Origin of the sequence: Neorhizobium petrolearium (assembly GCF_029854435.1) — a bacterium.
Taxonomy (GTDB): Bacteria; Pseudomonadota; Alphaproteobacteria; order Rhizobiales; family Rhizobiaceae; genus Neorhizobium; species Neorhizobium petrolearium.
On record NZ_CP123000.1, the window covers coordinates 649942 to 670804 of the forward strand.

Below are 20863 nucleotides of genomic sequence, written 5' to 3' on the forward strand. Positions count from 1 at the left end.
AAGTGACCGGATTTATCTCCGGAAACCCCGGCATTGGTTTGTAATTTCTCATGATTTGGGCTAATCCGGATACATGCTCGCAAGGCAGGGTTTCCGCTTGCGTGCATGCACCCCCTGAGCGCCATGTCCGGCGGCCCCGTGGATGCCTCAAACGAAGCTGAATGAGCGGCGCCGTGAGGCCTTTGGCCCTGCGGCGGCGCTATTTGTCGATGGTTGCGTGATGATATCCCAGAAAGCGAAATATGCGCTGAGGGCGCTGGCCGCCCTTGCGCAGGCCGATCCAGACGAGCCGATGCTGATCTCCGAGATCGCCGTTCAGCAGAGTATTCCAAAGAAGTTCCTGGAACAGATCCTGCTCGACCTGAAGCGCTCCGGCATCGTCATCAGCCGCCGCGGCAAGCAGGGCGGCTATCTTCTGCTGAAACCGGCCGACGCCATCACCTTCGGCGAAGTGCTGCGTCTCGTCGACGGGCCGATCGCACCGCTTCCCTGCCTGTCACAGACCGCCTACCGGAAATGCGAGGATTGCGACGGCGAGCAACTTTGCGAGATTCGCCATGTCTTTGCCCGCGTTGCCGATGCCACGCGCAATGTGCTGTTCACCACCACGATCGCGGATGCCATCGAAGGCACCGGCGAGAGCAAGCCCCCCGCCGCCCGTGAGCTTCTGACGGCGTAAGACTCTCCGCTTCTGTCCGATGGCGGATGTGTTGGCCTAGCCTGCCGTCGGAACGTCGAAAAACAGCAATCCGGGGCTTTCCAAAGGCAGTTGTGCTACAACCTGTCCTTCCGGGTTGAGGACAGCGGTTGGTCCCCAGGCAACGCGTCCGTCGCGCTCGCCGGTGACGTCCGAGGATATCAGCCAGAGGCCTGTTTCGCGGCATCGTTCGCCTCGCACGGCATTGTGGACGTCCCTGAAGATCTCGGCCTTCTGCCGCGGCATCATGTTGTTGGTCGGGCAGACGATCAGAGAGGCGCCAAGATCGGCGACCTGTCGCGCGGCCTCCGGAAAGTTCGTGTCGTAGCAGATATTGATCCCGAAGCGCAGGCCGTCGACCTCGAAGACGGTTTGCTGATGGCCGACGTCGAATATCCTCTCTCCGCCGAGCAGATGAATCTTCCGATAACCGCCGTCGACCTTGCCTTGCGAGACGACCAATGCCGTGTTGAAGAGCCGACCGCCCGCGGCCTCGATCATGCCGACGACGATCGTTGGCCCGGTTCTCGGAAACTGCTGCAGTACCACCTCGAATTCCGGCAGCGAGAGGTCGAGCGCGACACGCCGCGCCGAGGCTTCATCCAGTAGATAGCCTTGCAGGAAGCCTTCCGGAAAACACAGCAGCCTCGCACCTTCGGCCTCTGCCCGTGCGGCGAGTTCGCGAAGACACGCAAGGGCGGTCCCAATGTCGTTTCTGAATTCCGGCGTCTGTGCGGCGGCGATCCTGACGGTTTTCATGCGCTTTCGCTTCTGTCCTACGATATCGCGGTGATTTCCAGTTCCTGATCACCGACAGTCACAACATCCCCGACCGCCTTGCCGGTAAGCGCACGGGCAACCGGCGAAACATACGAAATCGATCCGGCTTTGGGATCGGCTTCGTCCTCTCCAACGATACGGTATTTCTGTATCCGTCCGTCCTCACGGCTGAAGGTGACCGTGCTGCCGAATGCCACGGTATCCGCTGAAGTCGGGTAGGGGATCACCTGGGCGGTGCGAACTCTTTCCGCAAAATAGCGCAGATCACGCAAAGGGCCTGCTGCCTGCCGCCGCCGCTCATTCACGTCTTCGATTGCATTTGCAGCATTGTAGGCCTCGCGAGCTTGAGCCAGTTGCAATTCCAGTGTTCTCAATCCCGCATCCGTAACGAGGTTCGGATGGGGAGAAATCGGACGGTCGGGCAGCAGGGTTTCCGAGGCTGTCTCGGAACTCTCTTCCTTGGTGAAGGCAACGCTCAATCTCGAACTCCATTCAGGTATGGCTTGGTCTGGTTGGTGAGGCGGCGATCCTGGATTCGCTGGAACGGTATATAGTTGCAATCGCCCGATGCAGAATATGCGAAGAGAAATCCTCCCAAGAATCCCGACTGCGGCAGGATTGCGATTTTCTGAAGCGGGATATTTCCGACCCAGCCATTCTCTCCATGTCCCAACCGCTAGTGCTTTCTTTGCCGACTGCATCGGCGAGGGGAAACAATTTTGCGTTCTCTTCGCACCAGATTGACTAAGACGACTTAGTCGATAGAGTTTTAGGTGAAACCAGCAGGAGGGAACACCATGTTTCGGTTCACCCGGGAATTTGGCGAGGGGTTCTTCAGAAGGTTGGGCGTCGTTGCTCTCGGCCTTTCCCTGACGGTCGGGCTTTTCACACCGGCCAATGCCGACAGCCGGCTCCTCAACGTCTCCTATGATCCGACCCGGGAGCTCTACGAGGAATACAACATCGCCTTCGCGAAACACTGGAAGGCGCAGACGGGGGAGACGGTTTCCATCGAGCAATCGCATGGCGGGTCCGGCCGTCAAGCCCGTTCGGTCATCGAGGGGCTCGAGGCGGATGTCGTGACCCTGGCGCTCGGCAGTGATATCGATGCCATCTCGGCGATAAGCGGCAGGATAAAGCCCGGCTGGGAAGCGAAGTTCCCGAACAATTCCGCGCCCTATACATCCACGATCGTCTTTCTGGTGCGCAAGGGCAACCCGAAGGGAATCGCGAACTGGAGCGATCTCGTCAAGGACGGCGTCGAAGTGGTGACCCCAAATCCGAAGACCTCCGGCGGGGCGCGCTGGAACTATCTGGCGGCCTGGGCCTGGGCGAACGAGGAATACAAGGGCGATCAGCAGAAGATCAAGGCCTATATGAGCGAGCTGTTTCGCCATGTCCCGGTGATGGATACCGGCGCGCGCGGCGCAACGACGACATTCACGGACAGAGGGATCGGCGATGTCCTGCTCGCATGGGAAAACGAGGCCTATCTGGCGCACAAGGAACTCGGCGAGGATGCATTCGACGTCGTCGTGCCGCCGATCTCGATCCTGGCCGAGCCGCCGGTCGCAATCGTCGATGCCAATGTCGACCGGCACGGGACGCGGAAACTCGCCGAAGCCTATCTGCAATATCTCTACTCGAAGGAGGGGCAGACGATCGCCGCCAGGAATTTCTACCGGCCGGTCAACCGGGATCTTGTCGATCCGTCTCTTCTTCAGGCCTTGCCGGACACCAGGCTCGTGACCATCAACGATCCGCTCTTCGGCGGATGGAAGAAGGCGCAGCCCGAGCATTTCGGCAATGGCGGGACCTTCGACCAGGTCGCGGGGGCGCGCTGACTTCCGCCTTCATGCGTCAGGTACCGGTGACGGCGTCGCCCTGGCTTCGGGCGCTGCCGGCTTGCTGATCCGCCCGCCTGGCGCGGATGCTTGCCGCGATGAAGGCGCGCGAGAGCCCGTGATAGAGTGGTTCGGGTGACAGCATGCGCGACGTGATATAGCCGAGCATGGAAGCGGCCATGATCGGGATGACGGCCTCGTGGTCGCCGGTCATCTCGATGATGATGACGAAAGCCGTCATCGGCGCCTGCACGACGCCGGCGAAGTAGCCAGCCATTCCGAGCAAGGCCGAGAGTGCGATGCTTGCGCCGAAAAGGGTGCCGAGCGTCGCCCCAAGGCCGACGCCGACCGAGAGCGAAGGCGCGAAAATGCCGCCGGGAATGCCGGAGATCATCGACAGGAAGGTTGCGCCGAGCTTCTCGATGAAGAAGGTCGGCGATACCGTTGCGCCTTCCAGCATGGCGCTGGCTTCCTTGTAGCCGGTGCCGAAGGTCTGGCCGCCGGAGATGAGGCCGATGACCGCCACCGCCAGCCCGCAGCCTGCAGCAAGCCAGACCATCCGCTTCAATGGGTTTGGATGCGCCCACCGCCTGATCCTGCGGGAGGCGCGGATTGCGCCGGCGCTGAACGCGGCTCCCAGCGCACCGCCGCAAATGCCGCAGATCGCCACCATCGCCCAGTCGAGGTGAGAGGTGGCCATGACCGAGGTTTCCCCGAAATAGGTATAGCTTCCGACAAGCCCGAGCGCTGCGAGGCCGGAGAGGATGACGGCCGTCAGTACCAGGCCGTTGGCGCGGGATTCGTAGGTTCGGCTCATCTCCTCGATGGCGAAGACGATCCCGGCGAGCGGCGTGTTGAAGGCGGCGGCGATGCCGGCCGCGGACCCTGCGAGAATGAGCCCGCGCGCCTGGGCCATGCCGCCGACGCGGCCGACGGCGAGCATGATCGAAGCGCCCACCTGAACGGTCGGCCCTTCACGGCCGATCGAGGCGCCGCAGAACAGTCCAACGATGGTGAGGACGATCTTGCCGACTGCAAGTTTGAGGGACAGAAGCCCCAGCCGATCGGTATCGTTGCGCAGGTGCCGCGCGGCGATCGCCTGCGGAATGCCGCTGCCTTGGGTATTCGGAAAGACGGCGAACGCCAGCCAGGCACACAGCGCGAACCCGGCAGGCGTCAGGACGAGCGGCAGCAGGAACGCATAGGGACCGAGCTCGGTCAGCTGCATGAAAAAGTCCTGCGCCCTGTCGGCAGCCAGGGCGAAGCCGACGCTGACAAAGCCGATTGCTATCGCGCCGATCCAGAAAACAATCCGTGGTTTCCACACGTTCCAGGATACGCGCATGACACGCGAACGGCGGAACATCTTCGATTTGCGATAGGAAACAGGCATGGCGACCTTGGCTGGGATCGACTCCGCTTATTCGCTTCCCCGGCATGGATTGCAAGCCGCGGGCCGCAGAATGTGCCGTAAAGTTCATTTCCAGGGTAAGTTTCGGGAGATGATATCAAGATTCAGTGAAAAACTCTGGCGGTGGTGTCTCGCCGTCACATGTTGATGGGCAGCTGGATGTAGAAAATGGAGAGCTGCCGCCATGCCTCATCGTTCCATCACCCGCACTCTTGCCGGAGCTGCGATCGCTGCCGCATTCGCCGGCACCGCCGCCGCCCATCACGGCTGGTCCTGGGCGGAGGCCGACCAGATCGACCTCAAGGGTACCATCCATTCGATTTCCTTTGCCCCGCCGCATCCGACACTGGAAGTCCAGGCCGAAGACGGCATCTGGCGCGTCGAACTTGGTAATCCGAACCAGACCCGCCGCTCCGGCTTCGTGGAAGGCCAGGCGCAGGTCGGCGACGAGATCACCGCCACGGGCAACCGCTCCGAAGACCGCAATGAGAAACGCATGAAAGCGGTCCGGATCGTCGTTGCGGGCAAGACCTTCGACATCTATCCGGAACGCATCCGGACGAACTGAGGCGGGAATGGAATTTCTTGCTCCGCTCGCCGAAACGCCGATCGCCCGGGCATTGATCACGTCATCGACGCTCTACCTCCTGGTCAATGCCGCCCACATTCTTGGGCTCGGCATGCTGTTCGGCGCGATCCTGGCGCTGGATATCCTGCTTCTCGGCCTCGAGCCGGCCGTGCCTTTGTCTGCGGTTGCCGCCTACCTCTCGCGCGTGGCCGGGTTGGGGTTGGTGCTCGCCATCGTCACCGGCCTTTGCCTCTTCATCGTCAAGCCGGTGGAATATGCCGGCAATCCGGCGTTCCTCGTGAAGCTCGGGTTCATTGCACTCGGCCTCGGCAACGTCGCTGTCGTCCATTTCGGCAAGGGCTGGAAAGAGGTCCTTTCCGGCGGCGCGCCGACGGCCGCTCTTCGCATCGGCGCCACGCTCTCCATCCTCATCTGGATCGGCGCGGTGATCGCCGGAAGATGGATCGGGTTTCTCTAGGCCTTTTGATAAGGATAAGCACCTCATGCATTGCAATTGCGATGCATGAGGTGCAGCCATGAAAACCGCGACTGGCTCGGCAGGTTATGTGGCCCTCTTCGAAATTGAAGCTGTTAAAACCGTTACCATCCTTGCTATCCGCCATCAGTGCGAAGAAGATTGCCACTGACTACCGGTCGCTCACCGCCGCGCGCGGATTGACCCAGGGCTCCTGGTTGGAGCGGGGCAGGGGCGTTTTCCCGAGGATGTGGTCGGCTGCCTTTTCGCCGGTCATGATCGAGGGGCCGTTCAGGTTGCCGTAGGTGACGTGCGGGAAGATCGATGAGTCCGCGACCCTGAGCCCTTCCACACCGATCACCCGGCATTGCGGATCGACGACCGCCATGGGATCGTCGGCGCGGCCCATGCGGCAGGTGCCGCACGGGTGATAGGCGCTTTCCAAGTGCTCGCGCAGGAAGGCGTCGATCTGCTCATCGGTCTCGACCTTCTCTCCCGGCTGTATTTCCGGCCCGCGATAGTCGTCAAAGGCCTTCTGGCTGAAGATCTCGCGGGTCAGTCGCACGCAATGGCGGAATTTTTCCCAGTCCTCCGTATGGCTCATATAGTTGAAACGCAACACCGGATCGGCCTTCGGATCGGCGGAACGCAGCGTCACGTTCCCGCGCGATTTCGACAGGTTGTAGCCCACGTGGACCTGAAAACCGTGGCTTCTGGCGGCGGCGCGGCCGTCATAGGAAATCGCGACAGGCAGGAAGTGATACTGGATATCCGGCTGTTTCAGTCCCGGCGCGGAGCGCAGGAAGGCGCAGGCCTCGAACTGGTTGGAGGCGCCGAGCCCGCCCTTCCACAGCACCCATTGCGCGCCGGCAACCCCCTGCCAGAACCACGGCAGCCAAGAATAGAGCGAAACGGGCTTGGTGGAGACCTGCTGGAAATAGAATTCCATATGGTCCTGCAGGTTGGCGCCGACGCCCGGCCGGTCGGCCTTCACCGCGATACCCATCGATTTCAGATGCTCGGCAGGCCCGATGCCGGAGAGCATCAGCAGTTTCGGCGAATTGAAGGCGGAAGCCGAGACGATCACCTCGCGGTTCGCCCGGACCACTTCGGTGACGCCGCGCCGCTCGATCTCGACGCCCACCGCCCGACCGTCCTCGATCACGATCCTGTTGGCGAAGCCGTAGACCAGCTGGACATTCGGGCGCTTCAATGCGGGCTTCAAATAGGCATTTGCCGCAGACCAACGACGGCCCTTGTAGATGGTCTGTTCCATCAGCCCGAAGCCTTCCTGCTTCGAGCCGTTATAGTCGTCCGTCAGCTCGAAGCCGGCCTGCCGGCCCGCCTGGATGAAGGCGTGGAACAGCGGGTTCTTCACCGGCCCGCGCTTGACATGCAACGGCCCGTCCGTGCCGCGCCAGCCTTCCTCTCCGCCCTCGGAAGTCTCCATCCGCTTGAAATAGGGCAATACGTCCGCATAGGCCCAGCCGGTCGCGCCGAGCGCCTCCCAGCGGTTGTAGTCCTCCGCATGGCCGCGGACATAGACGAGCCCGTTGATCGAGGACGACCCGCCGATCACCTTTCCGCGCGGCGCGGTGATCTGCCGGTTGTTGAGATTCGGCTCGGGCTCGGAAAGATAGCCCCAGTTGTAGCGCTTCATGCTCATCGGCCAGGCGAGCGCGCCCGGCATCTGGATGAACGGCCCGAAATCCGATCCGCCCGCCTCGATGACGATCACCGAATACCTGCCGTCCTCCGACAGCCGATAGGCCATGGCGGAGCCCGCCGAACCGGAACCGATGATGACGAAATCTGCCTGAAGCATATCAGTTTTCTCCAGACGTTTTCGTGAGGTCGTGCGCGGTCAGCCCCCCTCTGGCCTGCCGGCCATCTCCCCCACAGGTGGGGAGATTGGCTGGGCGCACTCGCTTCGCCAAACAAAAGGCCGTGTTGATGGGTGCAACGTTCAATTGGCAGGAAGGTCGTGCCACTTGTGATCTCCCCGCCCGTGGGGGAGATGGCCGGCAGGCCAGAGGGGGGCGAGCTTGCGCGACAACAGCCGTGGTGAACATCAATACGGCGCCTCGACAGGCCCCATGCCCACATAGACCGTCTTCAGCTCGGAATAATGCTCCAGCGCTGCGAGCGAGTTCTCCCGCCCGAAGCCGGATTGTTTCGAGCCGCCGAAGGGAATTTCCACCGGGCAGAGATTGTAGGTGTTGATCCACAGCGTGCCTGCCTGCAACTGGTCCACCACTCGATGGCCGCGCGTCAGGTTGGCGGTGAAGACGCCGGCCGAAAGGCCGAATTCGGTCGCATTGGCCCGTGCGATCACTTCCGTCTCGTCGTCGAAATCGAGCACGCACATGACAGGCCCGAAGATTTCCTCTCGCGCGATGGTCATGCCGTCGGTCACATCGGAAAACACGGTCGGCTGGATGTAGTAACCTTCACCGGTAACGTGGTTGGGAATGCCGCCGCCGGTCAGAAGCGTCGCGCCCTCGGCCTTGCCCTTGTCGATATAGGAAAGCACCTCCTGCCGCTGATCGAAGGAGACCATCGGCCCGAGTTGCGTCGCCTCGTCCATGGGATCGCCGATGACGATCCTTTCGGTCCGCTCCTTCAGTCGTGACAGGAACTCGCTTTTGATGCCCCGCTGAACGAAGACGCGCGTGCCGTTGGAGCAGACCTGGCCGGTCGAATAGAAATTGCCCAGCATGGCGCCCCCGATGGCGCTGTCGAGATCCGCATCGTCGAAGACGATCAGCGGCGACTTGCCGCCAAGTTCCATCGTCACATGTTTGAGACTGCCCGCAGCGGCGGCCGCAACCTTGCGGCCGGTCGGCACCGAGCCGGTCAGCGACACTTTCGCCACGTCCGGATGGTTGACCAGAAGCGGACCGGTGGTCCGGTCACCCTGGATGACGTTGTAGAGCCCTTTCGGCAGACCGGCTTCGATGAGGATTTCGGCAATCTTCAGCGCTCCCAGCGGCGTGTTCTCGGAAGGCTTGAAGACCATGGCATTGCCGGCCGCGAGCGCCGGCGCACCCTTCCAGCAGGCGATCTGCTGCGGGTAGTTCCAGGCGCCGATGCCGACGCAGACGCCGAGCGGCACGCGTTTCGTATAGGCAAAATCGCCGCCGAGCGGAATGTAGCTGCCGTTCATGCCGGCCGCGATCACACCGCCGAAGAATTCGAAACTGTCCGCGCCCGAGGTCGGGTCGGCGACGATCGTCTCCTGGATCGGCTTGCCGGTATCGAGCGTTTCGAGTTCGGAAAGCGCGCGATTGCGCTCGCGCATGATCTCGGCGGCACGTTTCAATATGCGCCCGCGAGCCGTCGGGCTCATCGCGGCCCATTCCGGCTGGGCGCGCTTGGCGGCTGCGATCGCCTTTTCGACGATGGCAGGCGTTGCTGCATGCAGGCGGGCGATCACCTCGCCGGTCGCCGGATAGAGGCTTTCGATGACGGCGCCATCTTCGTCTTCGACATACTCACCGTCGATGAAATGGCTGGCGACAGGTTGGGCTTTCATCTCATTCGCCTCGCGGGTAGCGTTTGGATTCCTCGAGGTTGTCGAGGTTCATGTGGTTGCGCATATAGCGCTCCGATGCCTTCTGCAGAGGCTGGTGGTCCCAGGGGAAATAGGCGCCGTTTCGGAGCGCCTCGTAGACCACCCAGCGCCGCGCCTGGCTTTCGCGCACCGCCGCGTCGAAGGCGGCCATGTCCCATTTTTCTTTGCGCGTTGCTCTAAACCTTTCCATCACATCCGCAAAGGCCGGATCTGCGGCAAGGTTCTTCAGCTCTTGTCGGTCGGCGTCGAGGTCGAAGAGCTGTTCCGGATCCAGTTCGCAATGGACATATTTCCATCTGCCCTCACGGATCGCGACGAGAGGGGCATAGGAGCCTTCGGCGGCATATTCCATCAGCACCGGGTTCACGCGGGTGCCACCCTCCATCATCGGCTTCAGGCTCTCGCCGTCGGTCCAGGGCTCGATCTCCTCCATGGAAATGCCAGCGAGGTCGCAGAGTGTCGGCGTCACGTCGAGGTTCGAGACAGGGGCCGTGTAAAGGGCGGGTGAAATGCCGGGGCCGGCGATCATCAGCGGCACGCGCGCCGAACCTTCGAAGAAGTTCATCTTGAACCACAGCCCGCGCTCGCCCAGCATGTCGCCGTGGTCGGAGCAGAACACGATCAGCGTGTCGGAGAGCATGCGCGTCCGCGTCAGCGTATCGACAAGCTCGCCGATCTTCTTGTCGATATAGGAGATGTTGGCGAAATAGGCCCGGCGCGAGCGGCGGATATTCTCTTCCGTCACGTCGAAATTCCGGTAATCGCAGGAAAGGATGAGCCGCTGCGAATGCGGATCCTGTTCCTCAAGCGGGATTTCCCCGACCTCGGGCAGAAGGTGCTCGCAATCCTCGTAAAGATCCCAGAATTTCTTCCGCGCCACGTAGGGATCGTGCGGATGGGTGAACGAGACGGTGAGGCACCACGGCCGACGCTCCTGGTCGTCGTTTTCGCGGGCAAGCTGGTAGAGCTTCTGGTTTGCGAGGAAGGCGACCTCGTCGTCATATTCCATCTGGTTGGTGATTTCGGCGACGCCCGCACCGGTCACCGAGCCGAGATTGTGATACCACCAGTCGATCCGCTCGCCCGGCTTCCGGTAGTCCGGCGTCCAGCCGAAATCGGCCGGATAGATGTCGGTCGTCAACCGTTCCTCGAAGCCGTGCAGCTGGTCCGGCCCGACGAAATGCATCTTGCCGGAAAGCGCGGTGTAGTAACCGGTGCGGCGCAGATGGTGCGCATAGGTGGGGATCGAGGAGGCGTATTCGGCGGCATTGTCGTAGACGCGCGTGCGGCTCGGAAGCTGCCCGGCCATGAAGGAGGCGCGCGCCGGGGCGCAGAGCGGCGAGGACGTGTAATTGTTTCGAAACCGAGCCGCGCGGGCGGCGAGCGCCTTGAGGTGCGGCACGTGCAGCCATTCCGCCGGTCCGTCCGGAAACAGCGTTCCGTTCAACTGGTCGACCATGACGATGAGGATGTTGGGGCGGGTCATGCGCATGGTCCTCTTCCGGCCCGATCAGCGTATGATGCATCCAGCCTCCTGCTCATGGCGGGCATTTGTAGGCGGCCCGTCTGTTGGTAGATCCTCGGGACAAGCCCGAGGATGACGGGTTGTATGGCACAGGCTGGCAAAACAAGAACCCTCGCAACTTGCTCAAGGTTCTCTACAGGGACCTGAGGCTCGGTCTCTCCACCGTCATCCTCGGGCTTGTCCCGAGGATCTGCCCACAGACAATGCTGGAGATAGACCGCGATATCGCATAGACCAATCCCGCACTTGAGACGAAGCGTGGATATGCATTGCCGTCCTGCCGTGACCATCTCGATATCACCTTAGATTCCCTCGCCAGGTTGAGTTATTTTTGATCTCGATCGCAATCAAGAAACGATTGCGAACCATCCTATCTCAAAAGCGCAGGCTCTTGCAGGTGACTAAACATCCCGATCCATCACGCCGCATAAGCGCGCGCCGTTGACCTTGGTCAAATCCGCTCCACATCCTATCGGATAAGTTCGGGTAGGGTTACAAGAGAGGGGTTGGTCATGGCATTCGGTATCGATACTCCGGCAGTCGCAGCAATTCGTGACAAATGGGGCTGGTTTCTCGCCCTCGGCATTCTTCTCCTGGTTTTCGGCTTTCTGGCGCTCGCCAATCTCTTCGCGGCGACCGTGGTTTCCGTCCTATACATCGGCATGATGATGCTGATCGGCGGCGTCGCCTATCTCGTCCACGCCTTCCAGGTGAAGGGCTGGGATCAGATGCTGTTCTGGGCGCTGAGCGGCATTCTTTATACCATTGCCGGGGTGCTGGCCTTCTGGAACCCGGCTCTGACGGCGGCCGTCCTCACTCTCCTCATGGCCGTGGCGCTCGTCGTCGCGGGGATTTTCCGCCTCTGGGTCGGCTTCAGGATGCGGCCTGTGCGCGGCTCCGGCTGGATCATCGTCGGCGGCATCGTGACCGCGCTTGCGGGCCTGGTGATCGCGCTCGGCTGGCCGGTCAACAGCCTCTTCATCCTCGGCCTCTTCCTGGCCGTCGATCTCATGATGCAGGGCTGGGCGCTGATTGCCGTGGCACTTGCCGCCAAAGGCTGAGCGAGCGATCGGCATCGATACGATTAAGTCGTTATAATATTGTATAAAAATGCATTCTCCTGTCATCGAACTTTCATCGAAACGTCATTTTCGTGAAAGGGATTTTTGACGAATTGATGGGAGCCTCACCACTGTGTTTTAGGCCATTGCGCAGTGGAGTAGTGAGTAGATGTCGTCTGCGGCCATATTGGAACCGGGTGTCTTTAGACGATATGCAAGCGACCAGCTTGTCACCCTTGCGAAACTGGTGCTTGAAAATGCGTTCCAGCCCATCGTCGAAGTCGGCACCGGTTCGGTCTTCGGTTATGAATCCCTTCTGCGTGGCCAGGAACGGATCGGCTTCTCTTCTCCTCTCGAACTGCTCGACCAGGCCCAGGAGGTCGGCCAGCTTCTGCTGCTCGAACAGATGATGGCAAACCGTGCGCTGGCGAAGTTCGCCAGTCTGCCGGACTTCTCCTCCGCGACGCTCTTCCTCAACCTTGATGTGCGGCTTATTCATCAGGGCCAACATTTCATCGAGAAGGTGGTGCAGCATCTGCGCAAGGCGAATATAGCGCCATCCTCGGTCTGCTTCGAATTTTCCGAGCGTTTCGACAATACCAGCGTGCCCGAATTCGCCGATCTGGTGACATGGATGCGCAAGGAGGGTTTCAAGCTTGCGATCGACGATTTCGGTGTCGGCCATGGCGAAATGAAGCTGCTCTGCGATTATCCGGTGGACTATCTGAAAATCGACCGGCATTTCGTCGCCGGCGTCGACCGCAATCCGCGCAAGCGCCATCTCGTCAAGAACATCGTCAACATCGCCCATGTGCTCGGCATTCGGGTGATCGCCGAAGGTATCGAGACAGAAGCGGAATTCTTAGCGTGCCGTGAGTATGGCGTGGATCTCGTTCAGGGCTGGTTTATCGCCCGGCCGACGACGTTCGTCTCGGAACTGCAGCCGTCCTTTCCCCATCTCGCCGATATCGGCCGCGGCCGCCGCTCGAGCCAGTCGCTGGACGAGATACTGATCCGCAAGCAGATCGAACACCTGCCGGCCGTCTACGAGAACGAAAGCATCGACAGCGTCTTCGAGCTCTTCCGCCGCAACCCGCGCCAGGCCTTCTTCCCGGTGCTGAATGCCAATGGCGAGCCGCGCGGGGTCATCAACGAATACCACCTGAAGGAATATATCTACCAGCCCTTCGGTCGCGACCTTTTGAAGAACAAGGTCTACGAACGCTCGATTTCGCATTTCGTCGATCGTGCCCCGGTCATCGGCCTGGATGCGGAGGCGGAGGAACTGATGAGCCTGTTTGCCAATATGGACAACAGCGCCTGCATCATCCTGACGGAGAACATGCGTTATGCCGGCGTCGTATCGGCGGCTTCGCTCATCAAGGTCATCAACGAGAAGCAGTTGAAGATCGCCCAGGATCAGAATCCGCTGACCGGCCTGCCGGGCAACCGTGCCATCCGCGATTTCATGCAGGAGAGCGGCCGCGACGACGATGAGACCCGCTTCTTCTGTTATTGCGACTTCGACAATTTCAAGCCGTTCAACGACCACTACGGCTTCCACATGGGCGATCACGCGATTTCGCTGTTTGCCGCGCTGATGAAGCGTTATTTTTTCTCGGACGGTGTTTTCCTGGGGCATGTGGGCGGCGATGACTTCTTCATCGGCGTGCGCGATTGGACCCGAGAGGAGCTGAACGAAATCCTTGAACGGCTGCTGAGCGATTTCCATGATGATGTCGCTGAACTCTATTCGCCGGAAGAGCGCATCGCGGGGAAGATCCGTGGCCACGACCGCTATGGCGCCGAGCGGGATTTCCCGCTGCTGCGCTGCTCGATCGGGGTTCTGGAATTACCGCAGGGCTTGCTGCTCGATGATCTAGGCCGCATCGGAGCTGAGATCGCCGCCGTCAAGGCCAATGCGAAAGACAGCGAAGGTGGCCTGGTTTTCGCGGCCTTCGGCGAGACAAAATGACCGAGCGGCGGAACGCCGCCTTCCTATCGGTGAGGGACTGTCCTAAGTCAGTGGCCTGACACTCACAGGAGAGCCCGTCATGCCGTTTCCCGCCGAAATGCGTTTCATCGATCTGCCTTCCTTCGGAGCGCCGGAGGTCATGGTCACAGCAAAAGGGCCGCTGCCGGCCATCCGGCCCGGAGAAATTCTCGTCAAGGTGGAGGCGGCCGGCGTCAATCGGCCGGACGTGGCGCAGCGCAGCGGCAATTATCCGCCGCCGAAGGATGCGAGCCCGATCCTGGGGCTGGAGATTGCCGGCGAGGTCGTTGCCCTCGGCGAGGGGGTGCGCGAGTTCAAGCCCGGCGACAAGGTCTGCGCTTTGGCGAACGGCGGTGGCTATGCGGAATACTGCGCCGTGCCGGCCGGGCAGGCTTTGCCATGGCCGAAAGGGTATGACGCCGTGAAAGCGGCGGCGCTTCCCGAAACCTTCTTTACCGTCTGGGCCAATCTTTTCCAGATGGCGGGGCTGACGGAAGGCGAAAGCGTGCTGATCCATGGCGGGTCAAGCGGTATCGGCACGACGGCGATCCAGCTTGCCAGGGCCTTTGGCGCGACGGTCTATGCGACAGCGGGTTCGAAGGAAAAATGCGAGGCCTGCGAGAGGCTCGGCGCCAAACTCGGCATCGATTACAAGGCCGAGGATTTCGCCGAGGTGATCCGGCAGGAGACCGGCGGCAAGGGTGTCGATGTCGTCCTCGACATGATCGGCGCCGCCTATTTCGAAAAGAACCTTTCCGTACTCGCCAAGGACGGTTGCCTGTCGATCATCGCCTTCCTCGGCGGGAATACGGCGGAAAAGGTGAACCTCACGCCGATCATGGTCAAGCGCCTGACGGTCACCGGCTCCACGATGCGCCCGCGCACAGCGGAGGAAAAACGCGCCATCCGCGACGATCTTCTGGCCCAGGTCTGGCCGCTCCTGGAGGAGGGAAGGGTCGCTCCGGTCATCCATTCTGTCCTGCCGTTCGACAGGGTCGTCGAGGCGCACCGGCTGATGGAGACCAGCAGCCATATCGGCAAGATCGTTCTGAAATTGAGCTGAAAGGCGGGCTTCCGTTGTTGAAGCTGGCGAATTCTAGGGACGGGACTGAGTCTGCGCAACTCACTTAAATGCGCGATTGTTTACATAACGTGCCTTGCAGACTCGGCCGCTTGCACCTACCTTGATCTCATCGTCAACGTAATGAAAGGAAGGTGATCCAATGTCTAATGAGATTTCGGTCTGCGTAACGGGCAATGGAAAGGTGATGGTCTTGACGGGGCAGCCCTCGGCCTGAACTTCATCTTCCTTCGGGCGGCTCATGTAGCGCCCGGGTTCGTTCAACCGGACCAAACTCATGGAAGGGTCGCGTGAGCGACCCTTTTCCTTTTTGCGGTTGTCGATATTCAATCTCCCTTTCTCGCCCAGTCATTGATCTGGATCGCTCCTGGATATGCGTTTACTGCATGGGTGGCGTGTCTAGTAGGCACTTTTACAACAACCGGGGCGGGACTATATGAAGATCATCGAAGCAAACGAGAGCGCCAAGGACTGGCTGCTAAGCTTCGAAAACCCAGGAAAGGGGGATCATCATGAACGTCGCACGCACCTTTAACAATTGGCGTAAATATCGTCAGACGGTCGCCGAACTGGGCCGTATGACCCCGCGCGAACTCAACGACCTCGGCATCGCACAAAGCGATATCCGCCGCGTTGCCCGCGAAGCCGTCGGCTTCTGATCGTCGATTGACCATATGATTGTCAAACGCCCGCCAGGTTGCGGGCGTTTTGCATTTTTCGCATAGCTGCCCCTCAAATTCCGATACGCCCCACCGCCGGCACCTTGATGCCCGGCTTGGCGAAGTCGAGGCCGGCAACCAGCCCCAGGAAATGCACCTCCAGACCGCTGCGCATGCCGGCCGAAAAGCCGATCAGCCCGCGCAGCGTCACGTGCAGATCGCGCCAGTCCTCGTCGAGATGCACGACTTCGTCACCCGGAAGATAATCGCGGCCGACCGCATGCGGCGGCAGCACGGCGTCAAGCTCCGGCACCGTGCGCAATATGTGAGCCACGAAGGTATTGGAGTTCGGCCCCGGCCAGATGGTGTAGCCGCCGGGTTCCGCATAAGGGTAGGTGGCGATCGCACCCTCGACTTTTGCAATGAGCTGTTCCGCTTTTGCACCGGTCACTGAAGTCACCAGCTCGGGCGTGTTGGAATACCAGTAGGCGTCCGCCGGATAGCCGTTGCGGCGGATCGGTTTGCCCCATCCCACCTTGTCATAACGCGTATAGGCTTTTGCGCCTTTTTCCTTGATGACGATCCAGGCATGGCTCGCGACGGCGCCCTTCAGCCCGCCGGTCATCGCCGAAAAGACGTAGATCGCAGCTTGTTCGCTCTGTTCCGCCTTCGGTAGAATCCCGGCGGAAGACCAGCGCGCCTCGCTCCATCGCGACGGTCGGTCCTTCATCGCCCACAGACCTGCCGAGGCGAATGTCGGCAGGAGGTAGATGATGAAAATGACCAGAAACAGCCGCTTAACGGATTTCATGCAAGGTTCCCCCGAGAAGATAGCGCCAGACTTGTTTACGAGCCTGTGGTATGCGCTTCGCATAGGCATCAATGAAAACAGCAATTTCAGGACCGACCATGCAAAACCCCGTTACCGTCGAAGTTACCAGAGGCAGGCTGGTCGAAAGCCGCCATCGCGGCATGGGGGTGGTCGTCGACGGAGACGGAAAGGTTGTCTTTTCCTTCGGCGAGGCCGAAGCCGCCGTCTTCCCGCGCTCGGCCTGCAAGGCCATGCAGGCGCTGCCGCTCGTCGAAAGCGGTGCGGCTGATGCCTACGGTTTCGGCAATGTGGAACTGGCGCTTGCCTGCTCCTCCCATTCCGGTGAGGACGCGCATGTGGCGACAGCCGCCGCCATGCTGGCGAAAGCCGGCCGTGACGATACGGCACTCGAATGCGGCGCCCATTGGTCCTCCGACCAGAACACCTTGATCCACCAGGCCCGCACGATCGAAAAGCCGACCGCGCTCCACAACAACTGCTCCGGAAAACACTCCGGCTTCGTCTGTACCTGTGTCCATGCGGGCTTGGATGTGAAGGGCTATGTCGAATACGACCATCCGCTGCAGGCCGAAATCCGGGGTACGATGGAAGCGCTGACCGGTGCGATCCTCGGTCATCAGAATTGCGGCACGGACGGCTGTTCGATTCCCAGCTATGCGGTGCCGCTCAAGGGGCTGGCCCACGGCTTTGCAAAAATGGTGACGGGAAGCTCGCTCTCGCCGGAGCGCGCCAGGGCGTCGCGCCGGCTGATGGAGGCCTGCATGGCGGAGCCCTTCTACGTCGCCGGCAGCAACCGCGCGTGCACGAAGCTGATGGAAGTCGCTCCGGGCAAGATCTTCGCCAAGACCGGCGCCGAGGGCGTCTTCGTCGCGGCCCTGCCGGATCAGGGGCTTGCGATCGCGGTGAAATGCGAGGACGGCACGACGCGCGCTGCGGAAGCCATGATCTTCGCGCTGATCTCCCGCTATTTCGAAAGGGGCGGCGAGGTTCAGACGAAGCTTCTCTCCATGGCCAACAAGTCCATGAGGAACTGGAACGGCATCCATGTCGGCGACGTCCGCGTCACAGATGCGCTGTTTGCGTGAGGCTTCCTTCCGGCGGCGTGCCAACCTCTCCTCCGTCATCCTCGGTCTTGTGCCGAGGATCTGCAACGGCTTGATGTTTTGAGATGGCTTGGATTCTTGGACAAGCCCAAGGATGACGCAGGACAAGATAGCGGTCTTCTCAGTCGCGCGTGAGCACTAACCGCTACACCTCCATCACATCCAATCCCGCCGCCCGGTAGGGTGCCAGCCGTGCCTCGTCAGCGCCGCTCTGCATGATGATGCCCGAAAGCGCAGAGACCGGCATGATCACATGCGGCGAGACGGCGTCCAACTTGTCCACCGTCAGCAGCGTGATCGTCTCGGCCGAGCAAGCGGAAATATGCCGCTTGATTGCGGCTTCCTCGAAATCGCCGGTGGATAGCCCGCGGACGGGATGCGCCGCCGTCACGCCCAGGAAGAAGATGTCCGGACGCATATTCGCGATCTGGCTCATCGCAGCCGCACCCGTTGCCACCATCGAATGTTTGTAGAGCCGGCCGCCGATCAGGATCACCTCGGCGGTCGGATGATGCTCCAGTTCCGCAGCGATCGTCGGGCTATGGGTGGCGACCGTGAAGGCGAAATCGCGAGGCAGCGCCCGGGCGATTTCAGCCGTCGACGTGCCGCCATCGAGAAAGATCATCTGACCCGGTTTGACCATGGCGGCAGCCGCCGCGCCGAGCTTCCTCTTCACGTCAGACGAAATCGCCTGGCGTGCGGTAAAATCCGGCAGGTCCGGCGTCACGGGCATGGCGCCGCCGTGTACGCGCCTGAGTAGGCCTTCCGCCGCCATCTCCCGCAGATCCCGCCGGATCGTGTCCTCCGACAGCGAAAACTCTCCTGCCGCCCGTTTGGCGACGACCTGACCTTCCCGACGCAGCATGTCGAGAATGAGGTTCTTGCGTTGGCTCGTCAGCATGGCTCTTGACTCTGCACGAAATTGCATGAATAAGCGCGAATATGCCTGAAACTACGCTATATGTAAAGAACTTCGGGCAAATTCGTGCAGTTCCGCGATAGATGCGGATACGTTCTGGAGAAACGAACATGTTGATCTTGATTGCCGGTCCCTATCGTTCCGGTACGGGTGATGACCCTGACAAGATGGCGGAGAACCTGAGACGGCTGGAAGCCCCCTCCTACGCGCTGTTCAGGGCGGGTCACGTGCCGATGATCGGTGAATGGGTGGCTCTGCCGGTGTGGCGCGCGGCGGGCGGCAAGGAGATAGGAGACGATCTCTACGAGGAGATTTTCCATCCCGCCGCCGGACGCCTGCTGCGGCTTTGCGATGGTGTGCTTCGCCTGTCGGGCGAATCCAGGGGCGCCGACAATGATGTCCGCTTGGCCACCGAACGCGGCATTCCGGTCTGGTATCGATTGGAAGATGTTCCAGGCGTCTTTGAGGCTTCCTGAGACGTGAGCCTGTGCTACAACGGCATCCTCAAACCGGAGGATTTTCATGTATACGCTCTATTTCGCGCCCGGCACCTGTGCGCTCGCCAGCCATATCGCGCTTGCCGATTCCGGCCTGCCCTATGAGGTGAAGCGGCTGAATTTCGCCGAAGGCGAGCAGCGTTCCGAAGCCTATTTGAAGATCAACCCGAAGGGTCGCGTGCCGGCTCTGGTGACAGACAAGGGCGCGCTGAGCGAGACGGTCGCAATCCTTGCCTTCATCGCGCAGGCCGCGCCGCTGGCGAAGCTGGCCCCGCTCGACGATCCGTTCCTGTTTGCCAGGATGCAGGCGTTCAACGCCTATCTCTCCTCGACCGTGCATGTGGCGCATGCGCATGGTCGCCGCGGCACAAGATGGGCCGACGAGCCGTCCTCCCATGCGGACATGTTGCGCAAGGTGCCGCAGACCATGGGCGAATGCTTCCGCCTGATCGAGGACGATTTTCTTGCGGGCCCCTATGTGCTCGGCGAGCAGTATTCCGTCGCCGATCCCTATCTCTTCACCATCGCCGGCTGGCTGGAAGGGGACAAGGTCGATATCGCCGCATTTCCGCGCGTCCAGGCGCATTACGAACGGATGAAGGCGCGGCCGGCGGTCCAGAAGGCGCTTGCCGAGGAAAAGGCAGCCTGATCCGTCAGGCGCATTTTGCCAGTGGCATCTTTTCCAGGCATGCCTTGTCATAAATCCCCGGGAAGGGCAGGTCGGCGAGCTGCCTGAGGTTCATGGAGCGAATGTCCGGATCATCGAACGGATCATCGGACCGCTTCTCCATGGAGGCCCTGGCTGATTTCAGCCAGATTGTCGGGTTCAAGAAAATCTTGAGCGATTCCATGTGTGCCACCTTGCAAATTTGTTATCATTTGCGGGGGGAATATCGGCGCTTCCAGTTTGGTTTTCAATTGAGTTCTTGAGTATCCGGCTTTAGAAAAACTATATGAGAAACCTCAACCTCGTGCATCTGAACGGATTGCGGGCGCTGGAAGCGGTAGGCCGTCTGGGGTCGCTGCAGGCGGCGGCGGAAGAGCTTGGCGTCTCGGTTGGTGCCGTCAGCCAGCAGGTCATCAAGGCGGAGGCACAGCTCGGCCGGCCGGTCTTTCATCGTCTGCCGAAGGGAATGGTTCCGGTCGATGCGGCGCGGCCCATGCTGGCACGACTGACGGAAGGCTTCCACTCGCTGTCGGAGGCCATTGGCCTCGGGCAGCGGCGGGACGACACGTTGCTCACGATTTCCGTCGCGCCGGTCTTCGCGGCCCGATTTCTCGTCCATCGGCTGGATCGGTTTTCGGCGCTCCATCCGGAGATCCGGCTGAGGATCGATGCCACCACGGCCATGGCCGATTTCGTCACCGATGGTGTCGATCTCGGCATTCGCGTCGGCACGGGCAAATGGCCGGGTGTCGATGCCGAGCTTCTGCTGCCGCAGCTCATCTTTCCGGTCTGCGCGCCGGCTCTTGCGGCAAAGCTGAAGGAGCCGGCCGATATCCTCAAACTGCCGGCCATCATTGACGGCCGGGCAATGTTCTCCTGGGATGTCTGGCTCGAGGCGGCGGGCGTCGCGCCCGGGCCTTTGAACGTCCGCCACGTCTTCAACGAGGCCTCGCTCTGCCTGGATGCGACGATCGCGGGCGAGGGGGTGATGCTCGCGTGGCAGACTTTGGCGGCCTACGCGCTGGAGCACGGCAAGCTCGTCGAACCGTTTTCCGTCCGTGCGGCGACCGGCTTCGGGCACTATTTTGTCACCCGGGCCGGATCCCGCCCGCCCCCCAAGGTCAGGGCCTTCCACACATGGCTGAAAGCGGAACTGGCCGAGCTGGAAGAGCCCTGA

22 protein-coding genes are annotated in these 20863 nt (G+C 61.2%); 12 read left to right on the forward strand and 10 right to left on the reverse strand.

From position 1 onward, the window contains the following. Nucleotides 1-220 precede the first annotated feature (220 nt). Entirely contained in the window at nt 221-679 is a 459-nt protein-coding gene (locus QEO92_RS03280; RefSeq protein WP_227702148.1) for an RrF2 family transcriptional regulator, read from the forward strand. Between the two features lie 36 nt (nt 680-715). Here the strand turns inward: QEO92_RS03280 and QEO92_RS03285 are convergent, their stop codons facing one another. Both QEO92_RS03285 and greA read right to left on the reverse strand, forming a co-directional pair. Next, a complete protein-coding gene (locus QEO92_RS03285; RefSeq protein WP_227702149.1) occupies nt 716-1456 on the reverse strand; it encodes a carbon-nitrogen hydrolase family protein in 741 nt (246 codons plus the stop codon). 17 nt (nt 1457-1473) lie between these two features. Continuing rightward, on the reverse strand, nt 1474-1956 hold the full coding sequence (gene greA, locus QEO92_RS03290) for a transcription elongation factor GreA (protein WP_227702150.1): 483 nt from the start codon (nt 1954-1956) through the stop codon (nt 1474-1476). Between the two features lie 318 nt (nt 1957-2274). Between greA and QEO92_RS03295 the strand changes: the two genes are divergently transcribed. After that, nucleotides 2275-3321 (forward strand): sulfate ABC transporter substrate-binding protein, encoded by a 1047-nt coding sequence (locus QEO92_RS03295; protein WP_227702151.1) that lies wholly within the window; start codon nt 2275-2277, stop codon nt 3319-3321. A gap of 16 nt (nt 3322-3337) precedes the next feature. Here QEO92_RS03295 and QEO92_RS03300 read toward each other — a convergent pair whose 3' ends face one another. After that, nucleotides 3338-4714, reverse strand: coding sequence for a chloride channel protein (locus QEO92_RS03300; protein WP_227702152.1), 1377 nt, complete (start codon nt 4712-4714; stop codon nt 3338-3340). A 202-nt stretch (nt 4715-4916) separates the two neighbouring features. Between QEO92_RS03300 and QEO92_RS03305 the strand changes: the two genes are divergently transcribed. Then, nucleotides 4917-5300 (forward strand): DUF6152 family protein, encoded by a 384-nt coding sequence (locus QEO92_RS03305; protein ID WP_037157915.1) that lies wholly within the window; start codon nt 4917-4919, stop codon nt 5298-5300. A 7-nt stretch (nt 5301-5307) separates the two neighbouring features. Beyond that, on the forward strand, nt 5308-5778 hold the full coding sequence (locus QEO92_RS03310) for a hypothetical protein (RefSeq protein ID WP_037157912.1): 471 nt from the start codon (nt 5308-5310) through the stop codon (nt 5776-5778). A gap of 169 nt (nt 5779-5947) precedes the next feature. Here QEO92_RS03310 and betA read toward each other — a convergent pair whose 3' ends face one another. The 3 genes from betA to betC form a co-directional block, all read right to left on the reverse strand. Continuing rightward, the gene (betA, locus tag QEO92_RS03320; RefSeq protein WP_037157909.1) at nt 5948-7600 is read right to left on the reverse strand and encodes a choline dehydrogenase; all 1653 of its coding nucleotides are present in this window, start codon (nt 7598-7600) and stop codon (nt 5948-5950) included. 246 nt (nt 7601-7846) lie between these two features. Next, the gene (betB, locus tag QEO92_RS03325; protein WP_227702153.1) at nt 7847-9310 is read right to left on the reverse strand and encodes a betaine-aldehyde dehydrogenase; all 1464 of its coding nucleotides are present in this window, start codon (nt 9308-9310) and stop codon (nt 7847-7849) included. Between the two features lies 1 nt (nt 9311). After that, nucleotides 9312-10841 (reverse strand): choline-sulfatase, encoded by a 1530-nt coding sequence (gene betC / locus QEO92_RS03330; RefSeq protein WP_227702154.1) that lies wholly within the window; start codon nt 10839-10841, stop codon nt 9312-9314. A 545-nt stretch (nt 10842-11386) separates the two neighbouring features. Between betC and QEO92_RS03335 the strand changes: the two genes are divergently transcribed. The 3 genes from QEO92_RS03335 (at nt 11387) to QEO92_RS03345 (ending at nt 14991) form a co-directional block, all read left to right on the forward strand. After that, a complete protein-coding gene (locus tag QEO92_RS03335; RefSeq protein ID WP_227702155.1) occupies nt 11387-11935 on the forward strand; it encodes an HdeD family acid-resistance protein in 549 nt (182 codons plus the stop codon). A 169-nt stretch (nt 11936-12104) separates the two neighbouring features. After that, nucleotides 12105-13910, forward strand: a complete 1806-nt coding sequence (locus QEO92_RS03340; protein WP_227702156.1) for a bifunctional diguanylate cyclase/phosphodiesterase — start codon at nt 12105-12107, stop codon at nt 13908-13910. Between the two features lie 79 nt (nt 13911-13989). Further along, on the forward strand, nt 13990-14991 hold the full coding sequence (locus tag QEO92_RS03345; protein WP_227702157.1) for an NAD(P)H-quinone oxidoreductase: 1002 nt from the start codon (nt 13990-13992) through the stop codon (nt 14989-14991). Between the two features lie 60 nt (nt 14992-15051). Here QEO92_RS03345 and QEO92_RS03350 read toward each other — a convergent pair whose 3' ends face one another. Continuing rightward, nucleotides 15052-15339, reverse strand: coding sequence for a hypothetical protein (locus tag QEO92_RS03350; protein ID WP_227702158.1), 288 nt, complete (start codon nt 15337-15339; stop codon nt 15052-15054). A 182-nt stretch (nt 15340-15521) separates the two neighbouring features. On the opposite strand from QEO92_RS03350, the gene QEO92_RS03355 reads away from it, so the two are divergent. After that, nucleotides 15522-15668, forward strand: a complete 147-nt coding sequence (locus QEO92_RS03355; protein WP_081953003.1) for a DUF1127 domain-containing protein — start codon at nt 15522-15524, stop codon at nt 15666-15668. 73 nt (nt 15669-15741) lie between these two features. Here the strand turns inward: QEO92_RS03355 and QEO92_RS03360 are convergent, their stop codons facing one another. After that, nucleotides 15742-16479, reverse strand: a complete 738-nt coding sequence (locus QEO92_RS03360) for a DUF3750 domain-containing protein (RefSeq protein ID WP_227702159.1) — start codon at nt 16477-16479, stop codon at nt 15742-15744. Nucleotides 16480-16577: 98 nt separating this feature from the next. Between QEO92_RS03360 and QEO92_RS03365 the strand changes: the two genes are divergently transcribed. Then, on the forward strand, nt 16578-17585 hold the full coding sequence (locus QEO92_RS03365) for an asparaginase (RefSeq protein ID WP_227702160.1): 1008 nt from the start codon (nt 16578-16580) through the stop codon (nt 17583-17585). Between the two features lie 163 nt (nt 17586-17748). Here QEO92_RS03365 and QEO92_RS03370 read toward each other — a convergent pair whose 3' ends face one another. Then, nucleotides 17749-18504 carry a DeoR/GlpR family DNA-binding transcription regulator gene (locus tag QEO92_RS03370; RefSeq protein WP_227702161.1) on the reverse strand — a complete coding sequence of 252 codons (756 nt, stop codon included), beginning with the start codon at nt 18502-18504 and terminating at the stop codon, nt 17749-17751. 128 nt (nt 18505-18632) lie between these two features. Between QEO92_RS03370 and QEO92_RS03375 the strand changes: the two genes are divergently transcribed. Further along, entirely contained in the window at nt 18633-18998 is a 366-nt protein-coding gene (locus QEO92_RS03375) for a DUF4406 domain-containing protein (RefSeq protein WP_227702162.1), read from the forward strand. A 46-nt stretch (nt 18999-19044) separates the two neighbouring features. Continuing rightward, nucleotides 19045-19668: a glutathione S-transferase family protein gene (locus QEO92_RS03380; RefSeq protein WP_227702163.1), complete on the forward strand. Its 624-nt coding sequence runs from the start codon at nt 19045-19047 to the stop codon at nt 19666-19668. 4 nt (nt 19669-19672) lie between these two features. Here QEO92_RS03380 and QEO92_RS03385 read toward each other — a convergent pair whose 3' ends face one another. After that, entirely contained in the window at nt 19673-19870 is a 198-nt protein-coding gene (locus tag QEO92_RS03385) for a hypothetical protein (protein WP_037157872.1), read from the reverse strand. A gap of 102 nt (nt 19871-19972) precedes the next feature. Between QEO92_RS03385 and QEO92_RS03390 the strand changes: the two genes are divergently transcribed. Next, complete coding sequence (locus tag QEO92_RS03390; protein WP_037157869.1) at nt 19973-20863, forward strand: LysR substrate-binding domain-containing protein; 891 nt, start codon at nt 19973-19975, stop codon at nt 20861-20863.

What these genes read in the sequence shown, in the direction of transcription:
- betC (WP_227702154.1), bottom strand. Translation starts at nt 10,841, where the DNA reads ATGCGCATGACCCGCCCCAACATCCTCATCGTCATGGTCGACCAGTTG.
- betA (WP_037157909.1), bottom strand. Translation starts at nt 7,600, where the DNA reads ATGCTTCAGGCAGATTTCGTCATCATCGGTTCCGGTTCGGCGGGCTCC.
- QEO92_RS03295 (WP_227702151.1), top strand. Translation starts at nt 2,275, where the DNA reads ATGTTTCGGTTCACCCGGGAATTTGGCGAGGGGTTCTTCAGAAGGTTG.
- QEO92_RS03300 (WP_227702152.1), bottom strand. Translation starts at nt 4,714, where the DNA reads ATGCCTGTTTCCTATCGCAAATCGAAGATGTTCCGCCGTTCGCGTGTC.
- QEO92_RS03370 (WP_227702161.1), bottom strand. Translation starts at nt 18,504, where the DNA reads ATGCTGACGAGCCAACGCAAGAACCTCATTCTCGACATGCTGCGTCGG.
- QEO92_RS03390 (WP_037157869.1), top strand. Translation starts at nt 19,973, where the DNA reads ATGAGAAACCTCAACCTCGTGCATCTGAACGGATTGCGGGCGCTGGAA.
- QEO92_RS03310 (WP_037157912.1), top strand. Translation starts at nt 5,308, where the DNA reads ATGGAATTTCTTGCTCCGCTCGCCGAAACGCCGATCGCCCGGGCATTG.
- QEO92_RS03385 (WP_037157872.1), bottom strand. Translation starts at nt 19,870, where the DNA reads ATGGAATCGCTCAAGATTTTCTTGAACCCGACAATCTGGCTGAAATCA.
- QEO92_RS03335 (WP_227702155.1), top strand. Translation starts at nt 11,387, where the DNA reads ATGGCATTCGGTATCGATACTCCGGCAGTCGCAGCAATTCGTGACAAA.
- betB (WP_227702153.1), bottom strand. Translation starts at nt 9,310, where the DNA reads ATGAAAGCCCAACCTGTCGCCAGCCATTTCATCGACGGTGAGTATGTC.
- QEO92_RS03355 (WP_081953003.1), top strand. Translation starts at nt 15,522, where the DNA reads ATGAACGTCGCACGCACCTTTAACAATTGGCGTAAATATCGTCAGACG.
- QEO92_RS03340 (WP_227702156.1), top strand. Translation starts at nt 12,105, where the DNA reads ATGTCGTCTGCGGCCATATTGGAACCGGGTGTCTTTAGACGATATGCA.
- QEO92_RS03380 (WP_227702163.1), top strand. Translation starts at nt 19,045, where the DNA reads ATGTATACGCTCTATTTCGCGCCCGGCACCTGTGCGCTCGCCAGCCAT.
- QEO92_RS03305 (WP_037157915.1), top strand. Translation starts at nt 4,917, where the DNA reads ATGCCTCATCGTTCCATCACCCGCACTCTTGCCGGAGCTGCGATCGCT.
- QEO92_RS03360 (WP_227702159.1), bottom strand. Translation starts at nt 16,479, where the DNA reads ATGAAATCCGTTAAGCGGCTGTTTCTGGTCATTTTCATCATCTACCTC.
- QEO92_RS03280 (WP_227702148.1), top strand. Translation starts at nt 221, where the DNA reads ATGATATCCCAGAAAGCGAAATATGCGCTGAGGGCGCTGGCCGCCCTT.
- QEO92_RS03345 (WP_227702157.1), top strand. Translation starts at nt 13,990, where the DNA reads ATGCCGTTTCCCGCCGAAATGCGTTTCATCGATCTGCCTTCCTTCGGA.
- QEO92_RS03365 (WP_227702160.1), top strand. Translation starts at nt 16,578, where the DNA reads ATGCAAAACCCCGTTACCGTCGAAGTTACCAGAGGCAGGCTGGTCGAA.
- QEO92_RS03375 (WP_227702162.1), top strand. Translation starts at nt 18,633, where the DNA reads ATGTTGATCTTGATTGCCGGTCCCTATCGTTCCGGTACGGGTGATGAC.
- QEO92_RS03285 (WP_227702149.1), bottom strand. Translation starts at nt 1,456, where the DNA reads ATGAAAACCGTCAGGATCGCCGCCGCACAGACGCCGGAATTCAGAAAC.